Genomic DNA, 21787 nt, shown 5'->3' with positions numbered 1-21787 from the left:
CGTATCATTCCATCTACCTTAGAACAAGCCTTTTGAGGAAATTGTTTGATGAAAAGCTATGATTTTTGTCGCACGGGCGTGCTGCTTTGTTGGTACTCTGCCGATGGGGCGGCTGTACAAACGAATGGCAGGGAGATATAAAATGTACTGCCCTTGCCTTGTACGGAGTAGAAGCCGATAGTTCCTCCGCTTTTTTCAACGAGTTCTTTGCAAAATGCCAAACCCAGCCCGCTGCCCGACTCTCCTGCCGTACCGCGGCGGGGCAGGCGGGCAATATCACCAAAAACGGTGGCCTGTTTTTCTTCGGCTATGCCTATGCCGTTATCCTGAACAAATATGGTGGCAGATTTGCGATCTTCGCCTGATTTGGCATACAGCATAATTTCACCGAAGGCATGGGTAAACTTAATTGCGTTGCCAATCAGGTTGCGCAGTATGATACGCAGATGCTCAGGTTCTATTCTGACGGACAGTTCGGCGGGAATGCAATTATTCACATGTATTTTTTTACGTTTCAGCAATTCGGCAAACAGTTGCAACTGCAACTGTACGGTTTCATGCACATTTACACATTCTTCCGAAAGCTGTGTTTCCTGACCGCGCATTTGTACTTTTGCCCAAGCCAACAGGTTTTCCATTGTTTCGGAAAGTCCTTTAATGTTGTTTTTCAAATGTTTGAGCAGTACTTTCATTTCCGCAGGCTTGATTTCTTTGTTGTCAAGCATCAGCAGAATGGAATAAAGACTGTTGATAGGCGATTGCAAATCGTGGCTGATAATGGCAAAAAGTTTATTCTTGGTTTGGTCTATGGCTTGCAGCCGATGGGATTGTTGCTCGGCAGTGGTAAGCGCTTGCTGTAACTGTGCGTTCAACTCCGAAATCTGTTGATGGCTTTGCTGCAAAACAGCATTGTTGCGGGTTGCTGTTTGGCTTCTTTGCCAAAGTATGAAGGCTACTAAAATAACGGCTATCAGAAAGACAACCAATAACATAATGGCATAGCGCTGGGCTTTGGCATTGGCAAATTCTTTTTCTAACTCTTTCTCGGCCGCCTTTTTTTCGTATTCATAGGAAAGCGCAAGGGCTTTATTGTTTTTTTCCATGCGCAGAACTTCGTCGTTGGCAGTGGCACCGATTTTCAGGTACTTGATGGCATTGGCCAAATCGCCGATTTGTTCGTAGGCATTGGCCAGTAACTCGGCGGCCTGTATGGCATGGCGCACTTCATGAATCTGATTAGCGGTTTGATAGGCATCTTCAGCAAGTTGAATGGCTGTTTGTTGTCGGTTTTGTTGCTGTGCAATGCTTGCCAAGCCTATCAGCGAGCGCGAACGGGCGCGCTTGTCTTGCAGTTGTTCCGCCACCCGAATGGCCTTTTCAAAATAATACCTTGCGCTGTCTATGTTGTTGTTGTGCAAGTGGATAAAACCGATATTGTTTTCGGTAATAATCCGCGCTTGGTCGTTATTAACCTGTTGCCACATGGCAAGCGCACCGTAGAGATACCACGCTGCCGAGTCGTATTCGTGCGATTTAAATTTTGCTTCGCCCAGATTGTTCTTCGTATAGCCTAACCCCTCAGTGTAGCCGTATTTGCGATTAATGGCCAGTGCTTGGTGCAAATAGTCCAGCGCCAGCGAAATATTGTCTTGTTGCAGGTAGGCAAAACCTATATTGCTCAAACAAGAGGCAATGCCTCGTTTATCGTTGAGTTGCTGCCTGATGGAAAGTGCTTTGAAAAAATATTCCAATGCGCTCGGGTCTTCACCGTTCAGCAGGCGAATGGCAGCTATGCTGTTGTAGGCAAGCGCTTCACCTCTTTTGTAATTGATTTTTCGGGCAAGGTTTGATGCCAAATTGGTATAATATTCGGCAGAGTCGGGCTGCCTGTACCAGTAAAACTTGGCAAGTCGCAATTGTACATTTACCCGAGTGGTATCGGACAACTGTTGCTGCAAGATACGGTGGAGGCTATCGGCAAAGTTTTGGCTGTATGCTATGCCGGGCAGAGCACATCCTAAAACGCAAAGGCAGCAAAGAGCAAGAAACAAGAAGGCTTTTTGAGGTAGCAAATAATCTGAGGATATTGGGTTAATGCTCAAATTAACGCATTCCTGATGATTTTAAAAAGCTCACTAACGTATATTCAGGTTGTTTTTGATGGCAACCCATTCAGCCACAGGCATTTGCACCAGCATGGGTTTATGGGTTGCTTTCAGCCAGTTTAGCAATTGCAGCATTTCCTCGCGCAGCATGGCCGTGCAGCCTGCCGTACCTTTCGGATTTTGCGGTGTTCCGGCGCTGAGGTGCATAAAAATGCAAGAGCCGCTGCCCGGCTGTACGGGTTGTGTATTGTAGCCTACAACAATGCCAAAGCGGTAAAGTTCATCTTTGCGCCGCATATCTTCATGGCTTTTCCAGTCGGCTTTTGCAATACTGTCGCGGCTGATAATCTGATTGTAATAACGCGACTGAGGGTCGTCTATGCAGAGCGTTTGTTCGTTTACACGCATATACGGAAACTCCCATGAGGGCTGTGGCTGGTCGTAGCCATAGGCATACAGCAATGGGAAAATACCTGCGGGCGACCTGCCGTCGCCTTCTTTTTTAATAGGCGCTGTTTTGTCTTTGGGGCTGAAAGGCTGCCTGCCGTCCCATGCAATGCCGTTTTTGCCAATGGCTACCCGATAGGGTTTGCCTGTCTGTACCCATCCGGAGCGTTCATCGGTACGTTGGTAACGCGTCAGTGTGGCCGTTATCTTGTGCCAACCGTCGGTTTGTACAACTATCAATTGGCGGCAATCGGCAGGTAGTGATTGCGCTGCCGCAAAAAAAGGCAGCACACTACCAATGAATAAAAACAAAAAGCATCGTAACATGAATGCAAAATAAGCAATTATTCCCACTCGGTGCGGAGCAGCGAAACATGCCATCTTGATTCTTTCCAACCGCTGCCAACGGCTTTCCAGATGATAGTTACCACGCAGTAAAAGCGCCCGTGTTTATCGGCCGTTTTCAGGTGCTGACAAAATTCTACTACCGAGTAGCCAAGATTACCGTCTTGCAGGGCTTTGTAGTCCAATATGTCGGTAAAAGTTTCTGCCTGCATGGCATCCAACTGGGCAAATAGCGTCTTAAACCAATTTTCCCATTCGGCACGTGTGCGAATCATCACATTATTGCCTTCCGGGCCTAAATCCACAATGCCGAAATCGTCATCGCAAAGCTCGGCGAGGTCATTGAAATTGTGTGTGCTGACGTAGTGAAACAATCGTTCTGTTTCATTGTAAAAGGGCATGTTTTTCATTTTCATTAGCCGGTTATTTGTACTATAACCGCAATGTCCCACGCGTTGTTTGGCATTTGCCTGATGATGAATAACTTACTGGCCGTTGTATAAAAATTGCTGATTTCTCGAAATTCGTGCGTAAAATCGCACCTGCAAACACTCTATTTTTAGCGAAATTATGGGTTTACTTAAAGGCAAAAATGCGCTGATTACGGGCGCTTCTAAGGGTATCGGACGCGCTATGGCAATCCGCTTTGCGCAAGAAGGTGCCAACGTAGGCTTTACCTACCTTTCCAGCGTGGCACAAGGCGAAGCGCTGCAAAAAGAACTGGAAGCATTGGGCGTAAAAGCCATCGGCTACCGCTCCGATGCCTCCGACCATCAGGCTGCCGAACAACTGATAACACAATTCATTGCCGACTTCGGCACTTTGGACATTCTGGTCAATAATGCCGGTATCACACGCGATGGCCTGCTGATGCGCATGAGCGAAGAGCAATGGGATGCAGTTATCAATACCAACCTCAAATCGGTATTTAATCTCACCAAAGCAGCTACCAAACACCTAATGAAGCAAAAATTCGGCTCTGTTATCAATATCACTTCTGTTGTAGGCATCAAAGGTAACGCCGGCCAAGCTAACTATGCGGCTTCCAAAGCCGGTATCATCGGCTTTACCAAATCGGTAGCTTTGGAACTCGGTTCACGCAATATTCGCTGCAATGCCATTGCGCCGGGCTTTATTGAAACAGAAATGACCGCGCAGTTAGACCCCAAAGTAGTGGAAAGTTGGAAAGAAGCCATCCCGATGAAGCGCGGCGGCACTCCCGAGGAAGTGGCCGACTGTGCCGTATTCCTTGGCTCCGACTTATCCCGCTACATCACCGGGCAGGTATTGCAGGTGAACGGCGGTATGCTGACGTAATGAATCAAGCAATCAGAGGTAAATTTCGGAATGCGGACTGCGAATTAAAAATCAGCAAAAAATTGTGTCATCCGCAGCAAGCTGATTGCACTTTGTAATGACTTTTACAGTTGATTGCACGGAAGCACAAGCCATTTGCAAAAAAATTATATAATTTGCTGAGAAAGGCAATTGAAACCCGACAGGTTTTAAAAATCTGTCGGGTTTTTGTATGACCTGCAAAAATTATACAATAAACTGACAATTCTTAACGTCCCATCAGGTAAGTTTGCAACCGCTTACTGTTTATTTGATTAAAAAAACCCGACAGAACTTTTTGCTTCTGTCGGGTTTTTCGTATTTCGGCACAACCTGTCATCTAAGGATTCACCGCCCGAATGCGGAACATATTGGCGGCGTAGTTGTTGGCTACTTGTGTCGCAATTGGCCCCATCATCACGGTGCTTTGCCTGTTGAGATTAATCACATTCGGTGCATTAAACATGGCACTCACTTCTACGTCTATGGCTATATTGTTTTGCGCACGGTTGCGGGTGTCAATCGTAGTGCTCAACGGCAAGCGGATGATGCGGTAGTTTTCATCGCCGCCTATATGGAATACAAGCCCGCGCGGGCTGCCTGAAGGAGGAAACAGGCGGCCTTCCAATAATACGAATTTGTAACCCGTGTTCCAATCCCATGCCATGTTGTTAGACGGGTCTAAGTCGCCTACTTGGTCGGTTGAGAGGTTGCGTTTAGGGTCTACCCCAACGGCAAATTCCACCATGTCGTATTTACCTGCCGGCACCTCAAAAGGTAATTCAAACAAATGAGTATTTTCTTTGCGCACCACCAAATGATAGCTGTTGGGCACAGCAAACGAATCGCGTGTGATAGAATTTTTAAACTTGACATTGCTCAGATAAAACTGAAACCGCTCAACGGTAAACAAATCGCCATTTGCATTTTGATACTGCTTGTCGGCAAGTACCAAGGGCTGCCCGTCAAACTGCATAGCTAAATTGAGTGCAATTTGATTGCTGACCGCAGGCTGGGGTGTATCACACCCCCAAACCGTAAAAACTGCCAGCAAAAGCACCGGAATAAATTTTTTCATGGTGAAATAATGGTTTGGACAATGGAACGTTAATAATTAAACGGCTGTAAAGTTATACTGTTGCCTGCCGCTATGTCGGCAAAAGGGTGTAATTTTAAGCCGCAACTACAGCGTTGCCACTTTTTTTTGATTCACCCTTGGTGCAACTTAATTGCAAAAATAACACAGCAACACTTACCATAGTTCCAAAGACTATAAATACACATGATTGACGAAACCTTGTTGGGAACGCGCCAGAAAGCGCTGAAAATCAATTTAGACAGGCGTATTTACGGCTCATTTGCCGAAATTGGCGCAGGGCAGGAAGTGGCCTCCATTTTCTTTAAAGCGGGCGGAGCTTCGGGCACTATTGCCAAAACCATGTCGGCATACGATATGACTTTCAGTAATGCCATTTACGGCGAAGACAGGCGCTATGTGTGCGAGTCGCGACTGAATAAAATGTTTACACATGAGTACAATTTGTTAGTGGAGCGTCTCGACAAAAAACGCGGCGACCACACTAACTTTTTTGTATTTGCCAATACTGTTGAAGCGCTCAACTACCAGAAAAGCAACCAAGGACACGGCTGGATTGGTGTAAGATTCCAACTCTCACCGCGCAGCACCCCTAACGATGCCGTCATCCATGTAAAAATGCACGATAACGACGCTTTGCTGCAACAGCAAGCCTTGGGCATTATTGGCGTAAATCTGCTGTATGCCTGCTTTTACCTGCACGACGACCCCGAAGCAATGGTTAAGTCGTTGATGGACAACCTGCACCGCGACCGCATAGAGGTAGATATGTTCCGCCTGACAGGGCCTAACTTCAAGCACGTGGACAACCGCCTGCTGAGTCTGCAATTGGTGCAGCACGGACTGACCGAAGCAGCGCTTTTCGGCCCCGACGGCAACGTGCTGCAAGCCTCCGAAGCATTTTACAAGAAAAACGTCCTTGTACTGCGCGGCCGCTTCCGCCCGCTGACGCACGTCAATATGGACATGCTCGAAACGGGCTATCAGATGTTCATCCACGAACAGGGCGTACAACCCGACAACACCCTGAAAATAGCCGAACTGACCCTGCAAGATTTAAAGGCAGCCGACCCCGATATTGACGAAAAAGACTTTCTCGACCGCGTAGATATTCTTTGCTCCCAAGGACTTACCGTACTGATTTCCAATTATCAGCGCTACCACCGATTGGTTGGCTATCTGGCAACACAAACCAAGCAGCAAATAGGTGTTATTTTGGGCATCTACAACCTGCAAAACATTTTTGACGAAAGTTTGTATGAGCAATTGCCGGGAGGAATTTTGGAAGCATTCAGTACACTGTTCAAAAAGAATGTACGACTCTACGTGTACCCCTTCCTGAATCAGGAAACCAAGGTGCTGCATACCTGCGAAAACTTCCAACTCGCCGAATCGCAACGCCATTTGTTTACACACCTGATGGCTAACCAGCGCATCCGCGACATCAAAAATGCGAATTTGAAGAACCTGCATATCATTTCCGACCACGTATTGGCAATGATTAAACAGGCACAAGAGGGCTGGGAAACCATGGTGCCCGAAGAAGTGGCAAGACTTATCAAAGACAAATGCCTGTTCGGGTATCCTTGCGACCGCATTAAGGCAGGTTTCTTCTTAGATACACCGCGTGCCATAGATGCACTGCCGGAATTTGAAGAGCCGCCGCTATTGTAAAAATCCTATTATTCCCCGAAATATTTCAGCCCATTCCATAGCAAAAAACCGCTAATTTTGTGTTTCAAAATTGAAGAAAGAATTGGCACTTATAAAATCAATATCGGGAATCAGAGGAATTGTAGGCGGTAGAGCGGGAGAATCGCTGACCCCACCGGACGTAGTTCGCTACACTGCTGCATTTGGCACTTGGGTAATGAAGCACTCCACGGAACACAAAGTAGTAGTGGGCAGAGATGCACGTACCTCAGGAGAAATGATTAACCGATTAGTCGTTTCTACCTTGCAAAGTCTGGGTATAGATGTAATAGATTTAGGACTGTCCACAACGCCTACGGTAGAAATTGCCGTTCAGGAGGAACAGGCAGGCGGAGGCATGATTATCACAGCTAGCCACAACCCCGGCAACTGGAATGCACTGAAACTGTTAAACAGCAAAGGTGAATTTATTTCATCGGAAGACGGTACAGAGGTGCTGGCAATTGCCGAAAACAACAATATTGACTATGCACGCGCGGGCAGTTTGGGCAGCTACACGCTGAACCATACATACCTGCAAAAACACATAGAAAAAATTGTGGCTTTGCCTTTGGTGGACAAAGCAGCCATAGCAGCCGCCAACTTTGAAATTGTGGTAGATGGCGTTAATTCTACCGGCGGTATTGCCGTCCCCATGTTATTGGAAGCATTGGGTGTTCAAAAAATAGAAAAACTCTATTGCGAACCCAACGGCATGTTTCCGCATAACCCCGAACCACTGCCCGAAAACCTGACACACATTTGCAACAAATTAGAAGCAGGGAACTACGACCTTGGAATCGTAGTAGACCCCGACGTGGACAGGTTGGCGCTTATTTGCGAAGACGGTACACCTTTTGGCGAAGAATACACGCTGGTAGCAGTAGCAGACTACGTGCTGAGCCAAAACGGAGGCGGAAATACGGTTTCCAACCTCTCCTCTACTCGTGCCCTGCGCGATATCACCCAAAAAAGGGGAGGACAGTATTTTGCAGCAGCCGTTGGCGAAGTAAACGTAGTTGCAGCCATGAAGGCGCACAACGCCATTATCGGAGGCGAAGGAAACGGGGGGGTTATCTATCCCGAACTTCACTATGGCAGAGATGCACTCGTAGGCATTGCCCTTTTCCTGACACACTTGGCCAAATTCGGCAAATCTGCCAAAATGTTAAGGGCTACCTATCCAAACTATCACATTTCAAAAAATAAGATAGAACTCAACAATGGAATCAATGTAGATGCCATCCTTGCCAAAGTACAAGAGCGATACAGCAAGCAGCCCATCAACTTGATTGACGGAGTGAAGATTGAATTTGACCGCGAATGGGTGCATTTGCGCAAATCCAATACAGAGCCTATCATTCGCATTTATGCCGAGTCGGAATCGCAGGCGACTGCCGATTTTCTTGCTAACAAAATCATCAGCGACATCAAAGAATTTATCGCCTATAAAGCCAACTAAAATATTTTGAAAGATGCATGTTTACTTAGACAATGCCGCCACCACGCCGTTAGACCGTGAAGTATATGAAGCCATGACAACATTTATGTTGGAGCATTTCGGCAACCCGTCTTCCATCCATTCACATGGGAGCAAGGTACGCGCAGCCATTGAACAGGCGCGCAAAAAAATTGCTCTTACGTTCAATACTTCGCCTTCCGAAATATTTTTTACGTCCGGTGGCACAGAGTCTGACAATACTGCCATTCGTTGCGCTATTCAAACGCATGGTATCCAACATGCCATTACCAGCCGATTGGAACACCATGCGGTTTTACATACGCTGGAAGAGTTGGCCAAACAAAATGTGGTTCGCCTAAGCATTGTAAGGCACGATGCACAAGGCAACATAGATTTAAACCATCTGGAAGAACTGCTGCAAGCCAATCCCAACAGCTTGGTATCGCTCATGCACGGCAATAATGAAATCGGCAACATTTTGCCGATTGAAACAGTCGGCGAGTTGTGCGAACAATACGGCGCATTCTTTCATTCCGACACCGTACAGACCGTAGGGCACTATCGCATTGATTTGCAGAAAATTAAAGTACACAGCATTGTAGGCGCGCCACACAAATTTCACGGCCCCAAAGGAGTCGGCTTCCTGTATGTACGCAATGACAAAAAAATCCATCCGTTTGTTACAGGCGGCGCACAGGAGCGCAACATGCGCGGCGGCACTGAAAACGTGTACGGCATTGTAGGTATGGCAAAAGCCATAGAACTCACCTATAAGCAATTAGATGAGTACGCCAGCTACATTAAGGGGCTGAAAGCCTACATGATAGAGCGCCTGAAAGCTACTTTTGATGACGTACAATTCAATGGTACTTCGGGAGATGTTGATAACAGCCTTTACACTGTATTGAATGTCAGCTTTCCGCCATCAGAGGCTAACGATATGCTGTTGTTCAACTTGGATATCCATCGCATCTCGGCTTCGGGTGGCAGTGCCTGTTCAAGTGGCAGCAGCGTAGGTTCTCATGTGCTCGCCGCCTTGCCCAATACGGCAGGCAGAGGCAACGTGCGCTTCTCTTTCAGCAAGTATAACACCAAGGAAGAGATTGACTACACCATTGCCAAATTGGGAGAAATTTTCCAAATGCAAACTGTCTAAAACGAATCCTGCATTTTTCTGCTAACTTTGCTGCCTGAAAATCAAGCATAAGACCTAATTTACAGGCAATCAACACTATGTCTATAGAAAATGCAGGCGTTTTTCCAAAGATAATCGCACACGCCAAAGAATACGGATTTGTTTTTCCGTCCAGCGAAATTTACGACGGACTTCAGGCTGTTTATGACTACGGACAAAACGGCGTAGAACTGAAAAACAACCTCAAACAGTTGTGGTGGAAAACCATGACGCAAATCCATGAAAATATTGTGGGCATTGATGCGGCCATCTTCATGCACCCCAGCACATGGGTAGCCTCCGGGCACGTGGCCAGCTTCAACGACCCCATGATTGACAACAAGGACTCCAAAAAGCGCTACCGCGTAGACCACCTCATTGAAGGATACGCCGACCAGTTGGCTGCCGAAGGCAAAGCCGACAAAGCACAGGCCGTTCTGGACGAAATGAACCGCCTGCTGGCTGCCGAAGACTTCGCGGGGCTGCACCGATTCATCACCGACGAAGGCATTAAATGCCCCATTTCGGGCACTGCCAACTGGACAGAGGTACGTCAGTTTAACCTCATGTTCTCTACCCAAATCGGTTCGGTAGCCGATGAAGCCAACACCATTTACCTGCGCCCCGAAACCGCACAGGGTATTTTTGTAAACTTCCTGAACGTGCAAAAAACAGGACGCATGAAAATCCCGTTCGGCATTGCGCAAATCGGCAAGGCTTTCCGCAATGAGATTGTTGCGCGTCAGTTCATTTTCCGTATGCGCGAATTTGAGCAAATGGAAATGCAGTTTTTCGTGCGCCCGGGCACGGAGATGGAATGGTATAACTTCTGGAAGGAAATGCGCATGAAGTGGCACAAAGCCCTTGGCATTCCGGAAAGCAAGCTGAAATACCACGACCACGAAAAATTGGCGCACTATGCCAACGCTGCGCTGGATATTGAGTTCCAATTCCCCTTCGGTTTCAAAGAAATTGAGGGCATCCACAGCCGTACCGACTTTGACCTGCGTAACCATCAGGAGCTTTCCAAAAAGAAACAGCAGTATTTTGACAACGAAATCAACCAAAACTACATCCCCTATGTAGTTGAAACTTCGGTAGGTGCCGACCGCATTTTCCTCATGCACCTCTGCAATGCCTACACCGAAGAGGTAACGGGCGAAGGTGAAAACCGCAAAGAGCGCACCTTCCTCAAACTGCATCCTGCCATTGCGCCCGTGAAGGCGGCAATATTCCCGCTGACCAAAAAAGACGGGCTGCCCGAAAAAGCAGAGCAGATTTACAAAGCCCTGAAAACCGACTTCCGCGTAGTGTACGAAGAAAAAGACAGCATCGGTAAGCGCTATACCCGTCAGGATTTGATTGGTACGCCGTTCTGTATCGCTGTTGACCACCAAACGCTGGAAGATGACACCGTAACCATCCGCGACCGCGACACAGCCGCGCAACGCCGCGTGCCTATTGCCGCTCTGCGCGATGAAATCGGACATGCCGTTTCGTTTGCCCGCGTATTTGAGAAGTTGTAATCCCCCAAGCAGCGATGGCACGCTATTTGAACCCCTTCACGGATTTTGGTTTTAAGAAACTGTTTGGCAATGAACAGAACAAAGAATTGCTCATCAGTTTCCTAAACCAGATTCTGCCTGATAATCAGATTAGTGTGATTAACTACCTGCGCACCGAGCATCTGGGGCAAACCGACCTTGACCGTAAAGTCATTTATGACCTGTACTGCGAAAATGAACGCGGCGAAAAGTTTATCGTAGAACTGCAAAAAGCCAAGCAGTCCTTTTTTAAGGACAGAACACTGTTCTACGCTACTTTTCCCATTCAGGAACAGGCACAGCAAGGCGATTGGAATTACGAATTGAAAGCCGTTTATACCGTCGCCGTGCTGGACTTCTGTTTTGACGACGAAGACCGCGACAAAGTCAAAGTACAGGTCAAACTCATGGATACCGAACAAAAAACGGTGTTCTACGACAAACTGACTTTTGTTTATTTGCAAATGCCCAACTTCCGAAAAACGGAAGAAGAATTGGAAACCTTGGAAGACAAATGGTTTTACCTCTTGCGGCATTTGGCAGAACTGCAAAACCGCCCGCAGCGTTTGCAGGATAAAGTATTTGACCGACTGTTTGAAGCTGCCGAAATTGCCCGCTTCAACCCCGAAGAACGCGAAGCCTATGAGGACAGTCTCAAATATTACCGCGATGTAAAAAACAGTTTAGACACGGCACGGGAAGAGGGCTTACAAGAGGGTATAAAGATTGTTGCCCTACGCATGTTAGCCAAAGGCTTCACACCTGCCGAAATCAGTGAGGTTACAGGGCTTACGGCATCGGAAATTCAAAAACTGGGTAAACAGTAAGCCTTTATTACTTTTGCACCTTAAATACACGCATATACGCCAAATCACACAACGCAATATAACATCATGGGAAGAGCATTTGAAGCCCGAAGAGGCAAAAAGGAAAAACGCTGGGACTGGATGTCCAAAACATTTACGCGCTACGGACGCGAAATCGCGATGGCGGTAAAAGCCGGCGGCCCCGACCCTGAAATTAATACTAAGTTGCGCCTGATTATTCAGAACGCCAAAAACGCCAACATGCCCAAAGACCGCATAGAAGCGGCCATTAAACGGGCTTCTTCTAAGGACGAAGGCAACTTTGAAGAGGTAGTATATGAAGGCTACGGCCCGCACGGTGTGGCAATTGTCGTAGAAACTGCTACCGACAACCCTACTCGCACCGTGGCAATGGTACGTATGCACTTCAACCGTTCGGGCGGCTCATTGGGCAAAACAGGTTCGTTAGACTTCATTTTCCAGCGCAAAGGCATTTTTGAATTGAATGCCGAAGGGCTGAATCTGGAAGAATTGGAGTTGGAACTGATTGACTTCGGCGCCGAAGAAGTGTACGAACATGACGGCAAAATCATTGTGCAAACCTCATTTACCGACTTTGGTGCCATGCAAAAAGCCTTAGAAGAGCGCAACATCCCTATCATCAAGGCAGAATTGCAGCGCATCCCGACCTCTTACGCCGAAGTTACCGACGAACAGGCAGAAGAAATTTTAGAACTTGTGGACAAATTTGAACAGGAAGACGACGTTACCGCCGTTTTCCACAACATGAAATAGTGGCTAAAATTAAGTTTAGCAAATGAGTCTCTGTGTCCTTTGTGTTTGACACTCAGCGCACATTGCGGTTTACCTTTGTACCACAAAGAGCGCAAAGGTTTGACGCAAAGTGCACAAAGAATCTTGTATATACACTGGATTTATAACAGTACAGCCAAGCAATTTATTCATGCAAGACCGTTACGCCATGCGCGGTGTCTCTTCGGGCAAAGAAGATGTGCACAATGCTATCAAACTGATAGACAAGGGCTTATATCCGAAAGCCTTTTGCAAAATCATCCCCGACCTGTTGGGTGGCGACCCGGCATGGTGTAACATTATGCACGCCGACGGCGCAGGCACCAAGTCTTCGCTTGCCTATGTCTATTGGCGCGAAACGGGCGACCTTTCGGTATGGAAAGGCATTGCGCAAGACGCCATTGTGATGAACTTAGACGACCTGCTTTGCGTAGGCGCAACGGATAACATCCTGCTTTCCTCTACCATTGGCAGAAACAAATACTTGGTGCCGGGCGAAGTTATCGCCGCCATTATCAACGGCACGGAAGAAGTATTGGAAATGCTGCGCAGCCACGGCATCGGCATTTACAGCACCGGCGGCGAAACGGCAGACGTGGGCGACCTTGTGCGCACCATCATTGTGGACAGCACCGTTACCGCCCGCATGAAGCGCAGCGATGTTATCAGCAACGACCGCATCCGAGCCGGAGACGTTATCGTCGGGCTTGCCTCTTTTGGGCAGGCAACCTACGAAGACCGCTACAACGGCGGCATGGGCAGCAACGGACTGACCTCTGCCCGCCACGATGTTTTCCACAAACTGCTGGCTGAAAAATACCCTGAAAGCTACGACCCGCAAGTCCCTGCCGACCTGATTTACAGCGGCAGCCGCAGCCTAATTGAGTGCTTTGAAGATGTGCCCGTGAACATTGGGCAGTTGGTGCTCTCCCCTACCCGCACCTATGCGCCCGTTATCAGCCAAGTGCTGGCCGAATTGCGCCCGCACATCAACGGCATGGTACACTGCAGCGGCGGCGCACAAACCAAAGTGCTGCACTTTATTGACCGACTGCACGTTATCAAAGACAACCTTTTTGAATGTCCGCCGCTTTTCCGACTGATTCAACAGGAAAGCGGTACGGATTGGCGCGAAATGTACCGCGTGTTCAACATGGGGCATCGCATGGAACTCTACCTGCCGGAACAGTTCGCCGAAACCGTCATCCAAATTTCACAATCATTTGGTATTCAGGCACAAATCATCGGTCGCGTAGAAGCCGCCGAAAAAGCGCAGGTAACGGTTCGCAGCCCCTACGGGGAATTTGTTTATCATTAATCCTTTAACGCCAAATTTCGCAGGCAGAAGTATTGCAGGTTGCTGGCGCGCCCTGTGGAGGCAGTAAAACCCCAGATAACGCGGGTTTCTCCGCCGAAAACGCCGTTAATCAGGTCGCGGATGCCTTGATGTACGATTTCGCCGTCTAACCAAACTGTAATCCGCTGCTTATCAGGCTCCCATCGGAAGCTGAAACTGTGCAGCATGTCATCTTCCAAATTAAATTCAAGGTTATTATCGTGCCAGTAGGTTTCGTGATAATTCGTGCCGTCTTCTAAATAGGCCACATGGTCGTGCGGCGGGTCGTTTTGTCGCCAATTCTCATAGGTATCAAACTCTACGGCAACGGATGGGGCAATGTAAGCCCCTGCGCGGTAGTTCTTACTCCACCTGCCATAGCCCATGCACTCGCCCCAAGTGCCGAACGCCTCAAATCCGCGCCTGTCGTTGTGTATCACGAAAGTAATGCCGTCTGCGCCCTCATCTTTATTGCCTAAGTAAATGTCAAAATCAACCTGAAAGAAATTTTGCAAGTTCAGGCGGGTTTTGTAATAGGCTATGCCTTCGCTGTAAGCAACATCGGGCGTAAGTTGGATGCAGTCGTTATTCATGTAGGCTGCATCGCCAATCAGGGCATATTGCCCCTGAACAGTAGCAGCCATCCCTACGTACAAGAAAATGAAGATTAGTTTTCGCATAGCCCGTATTGGGTTTTCATTTATTTTTGACCTATGAAGCTCTCATCACAATTAAAGCTGTTGATTGGCAGGATTGTTTTAACCATTGGGTTGGCAGGATTGGCGCTGCCTGTGGCTGCACAAAAACTCGGCACTGTGTCGGGTAAGTACATTATGCTCGACCGATACAGCGCTAAGCGCATTCGCCTGCCGGAAGGAAGTGAAATTTACTTCAAATTAGTCGGAGAAAAAAGAAAAACGCGCGATTACATCGGTGAAATATGGGAAAAAGACACTGCCGTTTATTTGGTGCAAAGCAAACAGGCTATCCCCCTGCGCGATTTTCAATCATTTCATTTCCCAAGGAAACACATTCCCATGCTTTCCAATCAGGCAGTTTTTGTTGGCTGTGGGTTTCTTTTTGCGGCAGCCGTTGCCGACTTGATTCCTACGCGCATGTACGACCAACGCGAGTCAGCCATTATCGGCGGTGCTTTTCTGGCTATTTCACAACCCATGAAACTGTTTAAATGGAAAAATTTTCGGATAAAGCCGGGCAAAAGCCGTGCACGCATCATTGACACCACGTGGGAGAATAAATAAATGCTTATTTTGGCGCAAAATGACTGATTTATGCGCCGCCGTAATTTTCTGCAACTGACCGCTCTGAGCAGTGTAGCCATAGGTACAGGCTGTACGACCGATAATCGGGAAGCCAAACAAAACACTTCGGCTGTTATTAAGCCTGTCGTAATTTCCACTTGGGACCACGGATTGCCGGCCAATGCCGAAGCTTGGAAACTTTTAGGTAATAACGGCTCTGCGCTGGACGCTGTGGAGGCCGGAGTGCGCATCACGGAGGCAGACCCCAAGGTAGATAGCGTCGGCTACGGCGGCCTGCCCGACCGCGACGGGCGCGTAACGCTGGATGCCGCCATTATGGATCATAACAGCCGCTGCGGAGCTGTCGCCTGCTTAGAACACATCATGCACCCCATTTCCGTTGCCAGATTGGTAATGGACAAAACCCCTCACTGGCTGCTGGTTGGCGAAGGTGCACTGCAATTTGCCCTTGATAACGGTTTCAAAAAGGAAAACCTGCTGACCGACCAAGCCAAAGCTGCGTGGGAAAAATGGTTGGAAAAGAAAGAATACAAGCCCCGCATCAATGCCGAAAACCACGATACTATCGGTATGCTGGCGTTAGACAACAGCGGCAAATTGGCAGGCGCATGTACTACCAGCGGTTTGGCCTATAAAATGCACGGGCGCGTCGGTGATTCGCCCATTGTCGGCGGCGGACTTTTCGTAGATGGGGACGTTGGCGCTGCCACAGCCACAGGGCTTGGCGAATCCATTGTGCGCATTGCTGCTGCTCACCTGATTGTGGAATTAATGCGGCAAGGAAATACGCCCGAGCAAGCCTGTAAACTTGCCGTAGAGCGCCTCATACAAAAGAACCCTAACTATAAAGACATTCAGGCGGGTTTTCTTGCCATCAACCTGCAAGGACAAACAGGGGCTTATGCGCTGCAAAAAGGCTTTACCTATGCCCTGCATACACCACAAGGCAATCAACTGATGGAAGCGCCTTATCTGGTGCAATAATCAGAGAATCAGTTGGGGCAGTGCGGTTTCAATCTGCGCACGACGCGGCTCATACTGAGGTGGCAGTTTCAATGCCGTTCCCAAAGCCTCCAAAGGCTCATCTGCCGTAAAGCCGGGGTTATCGGTGGCAATTTCAAAGAGTACGCCTCCCGGCTCGCGGAAATACAGCGAATGAAAATACATGCGGTCAATTTGTGGGGTGATATTAAAACCCTTAGCCGCAATTTTTTCACGGAGCGCCATTTCCGTCGCGTCATCTTTTACGCGAAACGCCACATGATGAATAGAACCTCCTGCCACTACGCCTTGCGCTTCCCCGGGCGCTTCCACCAAGTCTATTACCGCTGCATCAGCCACGGCATCGGTTACAAAGCGGTAGCGATTGACATGCTGCTCTGACAACCTGTAACCCATAATATCTGTCAGTACATCTGCCGTATGTTTGATATTGCGCAATGTCAATGTTGTGTTATGAAATCCTCTGATTGCCTTTGTAGCGTCTATTTCAGGCGTTTCAAAAGGTACACGGCTGTCGGTGGCGGATGTTTTAACTACCGTAAGTTCCAATTTCAGACCGTCGGGGTCTAAGGCAGTCAGGTATTCTTCACCAAATTTTTTGGCAGGATTGTTAAATATGATGCCTGCTTTTTCCAAACGTGCTTTCCAGAAGCCCAAACTCCCTTCCGGCACTGCAAAACCTATCTCAGAGGCAGTCCCTACACCGCGCTTGCCTTTGCTGATGCCCGACCATGGGAAAAACGTCAGGATAGTACCGGGCGAAGCATCGTAATTGCCATAGTAGAAATGGTAGGTAAAAGGGTCGTCAAAATTGACTGTTTTTTTGACGAAACGCAGCCCCATAACCTTCGTATAAAAGTCATAGTTGCGTTGTGCATTGCCCGATATGGCCGTAATATGGTGTAAACCAAGCACTTGCTGATTCATAGTTTTGTGAGTTGCGTATTAATCTCAATCGGATTTTGTAAGGTTTTATGAATCGGACAGGCATTAGCAATTTGCAGCAGCCGATTGCGTTGTTCTTCGTCCAGCTCGCCTGTCAGCTCAATGTTACGGCCGATAATACTCTTTCCTGCTGCCTTGTCGTAATCAAAACTGAGCGAAATTTTTATCTCTTCCAATGGCCAGCCCTTGCGGTCGGCATACATCCGCAGCGTGATGCCGGTACATGCCCCTAAAGAGCTAAGCAACAACTCACTGGGGCTGAATCCCAAATCAGTTCCGCCAAATTCGGGCGGTTCATCGGCGATGACTTCGTGTCTGCCATTACTCAACAGGGTGCGATACAAGTCGCGCCCGATATGCACCATTATGTTATCCATGTATTGTATGAATTGGTATTGATGCAGTAAAAGTACGACTTTTCGCTGCAAGCCATTGCTGCCAACCGATTATACGCGAAAGTATAACAAATAGTTGTATATACAATTATTGTTTAAGATATTTTCCTGTCAATATGAGTGAAAGTGGCCTTTGCGTTTGAGGATGCAGAGGCTCAGCTACTTTTACCAATTGGAATCCACCGGTGGTAATAACATCCACCCAATCGGCTATTGTGCGAAAATACCATCGGTGCGGGCTGTCAAACCCCGTGCTCAATCCTTGCCAGCTGTCTTCCTCCCAATGGCTTACATACGGTTGTTCCGGTGGCATGTTGATTGGGTGCAGCGTTTGTATAACGATATATCCCTCATCATGCAAGAGATTGGAGGCAAAAGCCAGCATATTGGCTGTCAGTTCTTGTTCAAAAAGTGAAAAATTGAATGAAAGCACATCAAACCTGTGCCCGTGTAATTTGCCCTGCAAAATTTCTTCATAAGAGGCAACAAAGTATTGCTCCGTGCCTTTGGCAGCAGCATAATCTATCAGTTCTTCAACGGCGTCCGCTCCTGCCGATTGAATATGATGTGCCGTCAATGCGCGCACAAGCCAGCCTTCGCCACAGCCCATATCTAATACAGACTTGGGCTGAAGCGACAGGATGGCATCAATAATTGCCTGATTAGTAGCTAACCGGCGACTGACAATTTCATTCTGCTCAATTGCCCGAATCCAGCGGGCTGCATTGATTTTCCATGAAGGTATAACTCCCATAGGCAAAATGGTAATAAAAATTAAAAAGGGGATTGACCTAAGCCAATCCCCTTTTCAGTTATTCTTAATTACTCAGATTAGAGTTTGAAGCCCAAACCAACTTGGAAGCTCAAACCGCGAGTACGAATATCTTGGTTGCCAAGGCTCAAAGGATAGCCGCTGCCATCAGTGTTGCCAATCCAGTTTGCAGATTGACCATAAGCGTTGTTGATATCAGTGAAGCCATGACGATAGCGTGCATCCAGCATCAAAGTAGCCCACTTCAGGTCGAAATCAACACCGGTACCGATAATCATACCGATATCCATAGCTTTGAATTGGTTAGTAGCATCAACGCGATACTTGGTAGGAGAACCGAAACGGTAACCTTCTACGTTGTTAGTAGCGTGTACGTTGAAGTCAAAAGAAGGGCCAATGAATACTTTAGGCTCATATACGGACAGTACAGGGAGCTTGAAGTAAGACAACAGGTTAGCCTGTACGTTGCTCAGGCGGTAGTCGTTCAGGTTACCTGAAACTACTGTAGTAGTACCACCGGGAGTTGCAGTTACACGACCTGCACCAGGAGTAAAACGAGCTGCACCACTCTGAGAGAAACCTGCCTCAAGAGACATGCCTACCCAGCTGTTTACATTGTACATTGCAAATACCGTTGCCTGAGCACCAGCCAGAGCAGTAGTAGATTTTGTTGTACCAGAAACTGAGAAATCGTTCACGTTAACGCCGGTACGTACCCCTAAAATAAAGCTGCTTTGCTTCTCAGGTGTAGAAGCGTCTTGTGCATTAGCGCCAAAAGTGAAGGCACCAACGGCAAGGGCTGCCAACAGAGTAACTTTTTTCAAACCGTTTTTCATGGATTGTAAGTGTTTTTCTTAAGTTTATTAATTGTAATTCCACACAAAACTAAGCATAGTAACGGTAATTTGAAAGTTTCGCGTTCGCTTTTGCTTAATTTTCTGTTATTGAGTTGTCGGCAAATCTATAAAATAATTTTTAATCCCAAAGATTTCGCTCCTAAAAACGTGAAAACTTTTAATTTGCACTATGCAATTTCAACTCAAATCCGAGTATGAGCCTACCGGCGACCAGCCCAAAGCCATTCAACAATTAGTTGCCGGCATAGAATCCGGCGAGCGGGCACAAATTCTGTTAGGAGTTACGGGCTCGGGTAAAACGTTTACCATTGCCAATGTAATTGCCCAAACCAATCGCCCTACACTTGTGTTGAGCCACAATAAAACGCTTGCCGCACAGTTATACGGGGAGTTAAAGCAATTTTTTCCCAATAATGCGGTAGAATATTTCATCTCTTATTACGACTATTATCAGCCGGAAGCCTACATTCCGACCTCCAATACCTACATAGAAAAAGACCTGTCTATTAACGAGGAGATAGAAAAACTGCGTCTTAGCGCTACTTCTGCCCTGATGTCAGGCCGAAATGATGTGATTGTCGTAGCTTCGGTTTCTTGTATTTACGGCATAGGCAATCCTTATGAGTTTGGTAAACATCTGATTCAACTTACCAGAGGGCAGGTTATTTCGCGCAATCGCCTGTTGTTCCAACTGGTAGATATCCTTTACAATCGCACGGAGGTACAGTTTAAGCGCGGCACGTTTCGTGTCAAAGGTGATACGGTGGACATATTCCCCGCGTATGCGGACTTCGCTTACCGAATTTTATTCTGGGGCGATGAGATAGAAAGCATTCAGCGGATTGACCCCGAAAGTGGCAGCAAAATTTCTGACGAGTTCAAAATCACAATTTTTCCCGCCAATCTGTTTGTTACGGGTAAAGACCTTTTGCAAACAGCTATCAAAGAAATACAAGATGATTTAGTGGCTCAAATCAAATTTTTTGAGTCGGAGCATAAGTACATAGAAGCGAAGCGCATTCAGGAAAGAACTGAGTTCGACTTAGAAATGATGCGCGAACTCGGCTACTGTTCCGGCATTGAAAACTATTCGCGCTATTTTGACCGCCGCCCGCCGGGAACTCGCCCTTTTTGTTTGTTAGATTATTTTCCCGATGACTATCTGATAGTGATAGATGAAAGCCACGTTACCGTACCGCAAATTCGGGCGATGTGGGGAGGCGACCGCTCGCGTAAAATTACTTTGGTGGATTATGGTTTCAGGCTGCCTTCCGCTCTGGACAATCGCCCGCTTACTTTCAATGAATTTGAGGAAAAAATTAATCAGGTCATTTATGTAAGCGCTACCCCGGGTGACTATGAGCTGGCAGTCTGCGAAGGTGTAGTGGTTGAGCAAATTATTCGCCCTACCGGATTATTAGACCCTGAAATCAGCGTACGCCCTTCGCAAAATCAGATAGACAACTTGCTGGAAGAAGTTGATGAACACATCAAACGCGGAGGAAGAGTACTGGTAACAACGCTTACCAAACGAATGGCAGAAGAACTCACCAAATACCTGAGCCGAATGGGGATTAAAACCCGCTATATTCACTCGGAAGTGAAAGCACTTGACCGCGTAGAAATTCTGCGCGAGCTGCGGCTGGGTGTTTTTGATGTACTGATAGGGGTCAATCTTCTGCGCGAAGGGCTTGATTTGCCCGAAGTATCGTTGGTTGCCATTATGGATGCAGACAAGGAAGGTTTCCTACGCAACCAGCGCTCACTCATTCAGACAATTGGCAGAGCTGCACGCAATGCCGAGGGGAAAGTAATCATGTATGCCGATACTATTACGGATTCCATGCAACAGGCAATTGACGAAACCAATCGCAGGCGAAGCATCCAGCAGGCATACAATGAAGCACACGGCATTACGCCTAAGACTGTCAGCAAATCTAAGGAGGCAATTATTAAGCAAACCAAGGTAGCCGACTCGAAAAAACAGGGCAAAGAAGGGAAACACTTTTACATCGAGCCGGACGAAGGCAGCTTCAACATTGCAGCAGAGCCTATTGTAGCTATGATGGATGCCAAAGGATTGGAAAAACTGATTGCACAAACACAAAAAAATATGGAGCGCGCAGCCAGAGAATTGGATTTTATAGAAGCTGCCCGCCTGCGCGATGAACTTACAGCTTTGAAAAAGCGAAAAGAAGAGTTGGAAGCCTCATAAGCCAATCACAAATTCAGAGGCATATACAAAAGAGGCTGTCCGAAAAGTCTGGATAGCCTCTAATTAATTGATTATCTTTGCTTTGCAAGCAGTATATAAGTGCATGGGCAAAGTAGTCTTTAAGCAGCGACCGGGCAAAAGTCCCGAACTGTTTCCGGTCAAC

At 47.4% G+C, this 21787-nt stretch carries 20 protein-coding genes; 11 read left to right on the top strand and 9 right to left on the bottom strand.

Translation table 11 applies throughout. The features are described 5' to 3' along the window. Positions 1 to 56 precede the first annotated feature (56 nt). The 3 genes from NDK19_RS15755 to NDK19_RS15745 form a co-directional block, all read right to left on the bottom strand. Positions 57 to 1958, bottom strand: a complete 1902-nt coding sequence (locus NDK19_RS15755) for a tetratricopeptide repeat-containing sensor histidine kinase (protein ID WP_250632868.1) — start codon at positions 1956 to 1958, stop codon at positions 57 to 59. Positions 1959 to 2135: 177 nt separating this feature from the next. Then, positions 2136 to 2864 (bottom strand): L,D-transpeptidase family protein, encoded by a 729-nt coding sequence (locus NDK19_RS15750; protein ID WP_250632867.1) that lies wholly within the window; start codon positions 2862 to 2864, stop codon positions 2136 to 2138. Between the two features lie 32 nt (positions 2865 to 2896). Beyond that, positions 2897 to 3307 (bottom strand): nuclear transport factor 2 family protein, encoded by a 411-nt coding sequence (locus NDK19_RS15745; protein ID WP_250632866.1) that lies wholly within the window; start codon positions 3305 to 3307, stop codon positions 2897 to 2899. A gap of 160 nt (positions 3308 to 3467) precedes the next feature. On the opposite strand from NDK19_RS15745, the gene fabG reads away from it, so the two are divergent. Beyond that, a complete protein-coding gene (gene fabG, locus NDK19_RS15740; RefSeq protein WP_250632865.1) occupies positions 3468 to 4214 on the top strand; it encodes a 3-oxoacyl-[acyl-carrier-protein] reductase in 747 nt (248 codons plus the stop codon). Positions 4215 to 4572: 358 nt separating this feature from the next. Here the strand turns inward: fabG and NDK19_RS15735 are convergent, their stop codons facing one another. After that, positions 4573 to 5310: an MbnP family protein gene (locus tag NDK19_RS15735; protein WP_250632864.1), complete on the bottom strand. Its 738-nt coding sequence runs from the start codon at positions 5308 to 5310 to the stop codon at positions 4573 to 4575. A 204-nt stretch (positions 5311 to 5514) separates the two neighbouring features. On the opposite strand from NDK19_RS15735, the gene NDK19_RS15730 reads away from it, so the two are divergent. From NDK19_RS15730 to NDK19_RS15700, 7 genes are all read left to right on the top strand, one after another. Further along, positions 5515 to 7002 (top strand): TonB-dependent receptor, encoded by a 1488-nt coding sequence (locus tag NDK19_RS15730; RefSeq protein ID WP_250632863.1) that lies wholly within the window; start codon positions 5515 to 5517, stop codon positions 7000 to 7002. Positions 7003 to 7084: 82 nt separating this feature from the next. Further along, positions 7085 to 8482 (top strand): phosphoglucosamine mutase, encoded by a 1398-nt coding sequence (glmM, locus tag NDK19_RS15725; RefSeq protein WP_250632862.1) that lies wholly within the window; start codon positions 7085 to 7087, stop codon positions 8480 to 8482. Positions 8483 to 8495: 13 nt separating this feature from the next. After that, entirely contained in the window at positions 8496 to 9638 is a 1143-nt protein-coding gene (locus tag NDK19_RS15720) for a cysteine desulfurase family protein (RefSeq protein ID WP_250632861.1), read from the top strand. Between the two features lie 77 nt (positions 9639 to 9715). Continuing rightward, positions 9716 to 11182, top strand: coding sequence for a glycine--tRNA ligase (locus NDK19_RS15715; RefSeq protein WP_250632860.1), 1467 nt, complete (start codon positions 9716 to 9718; stop codon positions 11180 to 11182). Positions 11183 to 11196: 14 nt separating this feature from the next. After that, positions 11197 to 12027, top strand: a complete 831-nt coding sequence (locus NDK19_RS15710; protein WP_250632859.1) for an Rpn family recombination-promoting nuclease/putative transposase — start codon at positions 11197 to 11199, stop codon at positions 12025 to 12027. A gap of 66 nt (positions 12028 to 12093) precedes the next feature. Continuing rightward, on the top strand, positions 12094 to 12801 hold the full coding sequence (locus NDK19_RS15705) for a YebC/PmpR family DNA-binding transcriptional regulator (RefSeq protein ID WP_250632858.1): 708 nt from the start codon (positions 12094 to 12096) through the stop codon (positions 12799 to 12801). A 169-nt stretch (positions 12802 to 12970) separates the two neighbouring features. Beyond that, on the top strand, positions 12971 to 14137 hold the full coding sequence (locus NDK19_RS15700; RefSeq protein WP_250632857.1) for an AIR synthase related protein: 1167 nt from the start codon (positions 12971 to 12973) through the stop codon (positions 14135 to 14137). On the opposite strand, the gene NDK19_RS15695 is transcribed toward NDK19_RS15700, so the two are convergent. After that, positions 14134 to 14835, bottom strand: a complete 702-nt coding sequence (locus NDK19_RS15695) for an L-type lectin-domain containing protein (protein ID WP_250632856.1) — start codon at positions 14833 to 14835, stop codon at positions 14134 to 14136. The two genes, NDK19_RS15700 and NDK19_RS15695, sit on opposite strands and share 4 nt — an antisense overlap. A gap of 33 nt (positions 14836 to 14868) precedes the next feature. Here NDK19_RS15695 and NDK19_RS15690 point away from each other — a divergent pair, with 33 nt between their 5' ends. Together NDK19_RS15690 and NDK19_RS15685 are read left to right on the top strand one after the other, a co-directional pair. Next, on the top strand, positions 14869 to 15417 hold the full coding sequence (locus NDK19_RS15690) for a hypothetical protein (protein ID WP_250632855.1): 549 nt from the start codon (positions 14869 to 14871) through the stop codon (positions 15415 to 15417). Between the two features lie 30 nt (positions 15418 to 15447). Further along, the gene (locus tag NDK19_RS15685) at positions 15448 to 16422 is read left to right on the top strand and encodes an isoaspartyl peptidase/L-asparaginase family protein (RefSeq protein WP_250632854.1); all 975 of its coding nucleotides are present in this window, start codon (positions 15448 to 15450) and stop codon (positions 16420 to 16422) included. On the opposite strand, the gene NDK19_RS15680 is transcribed toward NDK19_RS15685, so the two are convergent. The 4 genes from NDK19_RS15680 to NDK19_RS15665 form a co-directional block, all read right to left on the bottom strand. Further along, entirely contained in the window at positions 16423 to 17367 is a 945-nt protein-coding gene (locus NDK19_RS15680; protein WP_250632853.1) for a ring-cleaving dioxygenase, read from the bottom strand. Further along, positions 17364 to 17762 carry an OsmC family protein gene (locus NDK19_RS15675; RefSeq protein WP_250632852.1) on the bottom strand — a complete coding sequence of 133 codons (399 nt, stop codon included), beginning with the start codon at positions 17760 to 17762 and terminating at the stop codon, positions 17364 to 17366. The genes NDK19_RS15680 and NDK19_RS15675 overlap by 4 nt, the downstream gene beginning before the upstream one ends. 106 nt (positions 17763 to 17868) lie before the next feature. After that, on the bottom strand, positions 17869 to 18534 hold the full coding sequence (locus NDK19_RS15670) for a class I SAM-dependent methyltransferase (protein WP_250632851.1): 666 nt from the start codon (positions 18532 to 18534) through the stop codon (positions 17869 to 17871). 77 nt (positions 18535 to 18611) lie between these two features. Further along, a complete protein-coding gene (locus tag NDK19_RS15665; protein WP_250632850.1) occupies positions 18612 to 19388 on the bottom strand; it encodes a porin family protein in 777 nt (258 codons plus the stop codon). Positions 19389 to 19578: 190 nt separating this feature from the next. Between NDK19_RS15665 and uvrB the strand changes: the two genes are divergently transcribed. Further along, positions 19579 to 21624 (top strand): excinuclease ABC subunit UvrB, encoded by a 2046-nt coding sequence (gene uvrB, locus NDK19_RS15660; RefSeq protein WP_250632849.1) that lies wholly within the window; start codon positions 19579 to 19581, stop codon positions 21622 to 21624. Positions 21625 to 21787: the final 163 nt, after the last annotated feature.

Source organism: Rhodoflexus caldus, from assembly GCF_021206925.1.
Lineage (GTDB): Bacteria > Bacteroidota > Bacteroidia > Cytophagales > Thermoflexibacteraceae > Rhodoflexus > Rhodoflexus caldus.
The sequence above is the reverse complement of the archived record's forward strand: the minus strand, read 5'-3'. Positions and strand labels throughout refer to the sequence as shown.

Bases quoted from the DNA above. Each gene is read 5' to 3' on its own strand.
- NDK19_RS15680 (WP_250632853.1), bottom strand. From the start codon at position 17,367: ATGAATCAGCAAGTGCTTGGTTTACACCATATTACGGCCATATCGGGC.
- NDK19_RS15690 (WP_250632855.1), top strand. From the start codon at position 14,869: ATGAAGCTCTCATCACAATTAAAGCTGTTGATTGGCAGGATTGTTTTA.
- NDK19_RS15670 (WP_250632851.1), bottom strand. From the start codon at position 18,534: ATGGGAGTTATACCTTCATGGAAAATCAATGCAGCCCGCTGGATTCGG.
- fabG (WP_250632865.1), top strand. From the start codon at position 3,468: ATGGGTTTACTTAAAGGCAAAAATGCGCTGATTACGGGCGCTTCTAAG.
- NDK19_RS15735 (WP_250632864.1), bottom strand. From the start codon at position 5,310: ATGAAAAAATTTATTCCGGTGCTTTTGCTGGCAGTTTTTACGGTTTGG.
- NDK19_RS15695 (WP_250632856.1), bottom strand. From the start codon at position 14,835: ATGCGAAAACTAATCTTCATTTTCTTGTACGTAGGGATGGCTGCTACT.
- NDK19_RS15700 (WP_250632857.1), top strand. From the start codon at position 12,971: ATGCAAGACCGTTACGCCATGCGCGGTGTCTCTTCGGGCAAAGAAGAT.
- NDK19_RS15745 (WP_250632866.1), bottom strand. From the start codon at position 3,307: ATGAAAAACATGCCCTTTTACAATGAAACAGAACGATTGTTTCACTAC.
- NDK19_RS15720 (WP_250632861.1), top strand. From the start codon at position 8,496: ATGCATGTTTACTTAGACAATGCCGCCACCACGCCGTTAGACCGTGAA.
- NDK19_RS15730 (WP_250632863.1), top strand. From the start codon at position 5,515: ATGATTGACGAAACCTTGTTGGGAACGCGCCAGAAAGCGCTGAAAATC.
- NDK19_RS15675 (WP_250632852.1), bottom strand. From the start codon at position 17,762: ATGGATAACATAATGGTGCATATCGGGCGCGACTTGTATCGCACCCTG.
- NDK19_RS15685 (WP_250632854.1), top strand. From the start codon at position 15,448: ATGCGCCGCCGTAATTTTCTGCAACTGACCGCTCTGAGCAGTGTAGCC.
- NDK19_RS15710 (WP_250632859.1), top strand. From the start codon at position 11,197: ATGGCACGCTATTTGAACCCCTTCACGGATTTTGGTTTTAAGAAACTG.
- uvrB (WP_250632849.1), top strand. From the start codon at position 19,579: ATGCAATTTCAACTCAAATCCGAGTATGAGCCTACCGGCGACCAGCCC.
- NDK19_RS15665 (WP_250632850.1), bottom strand. From the start codon at position 19,388: ATGAAAAACGGTTTGAAAAAAGTTACTCTGTTGGCAGCCCTTGCCGTT.
- NDK19_RS15715 (WP_250632860.1), top strand. From the start codon at position 9,716: ATGTCTATAGAAAATGCAGGCGTTTTTCCAAAGATAATCGCACACGCC.
- NDK19_RS15705 (WP_250632858.1), top strand. From the start codon at position 12,094: ATGGGAAGAGCATTTGAAGCCCGAAGAGGCAAAAAGGAAAAACGCTGG.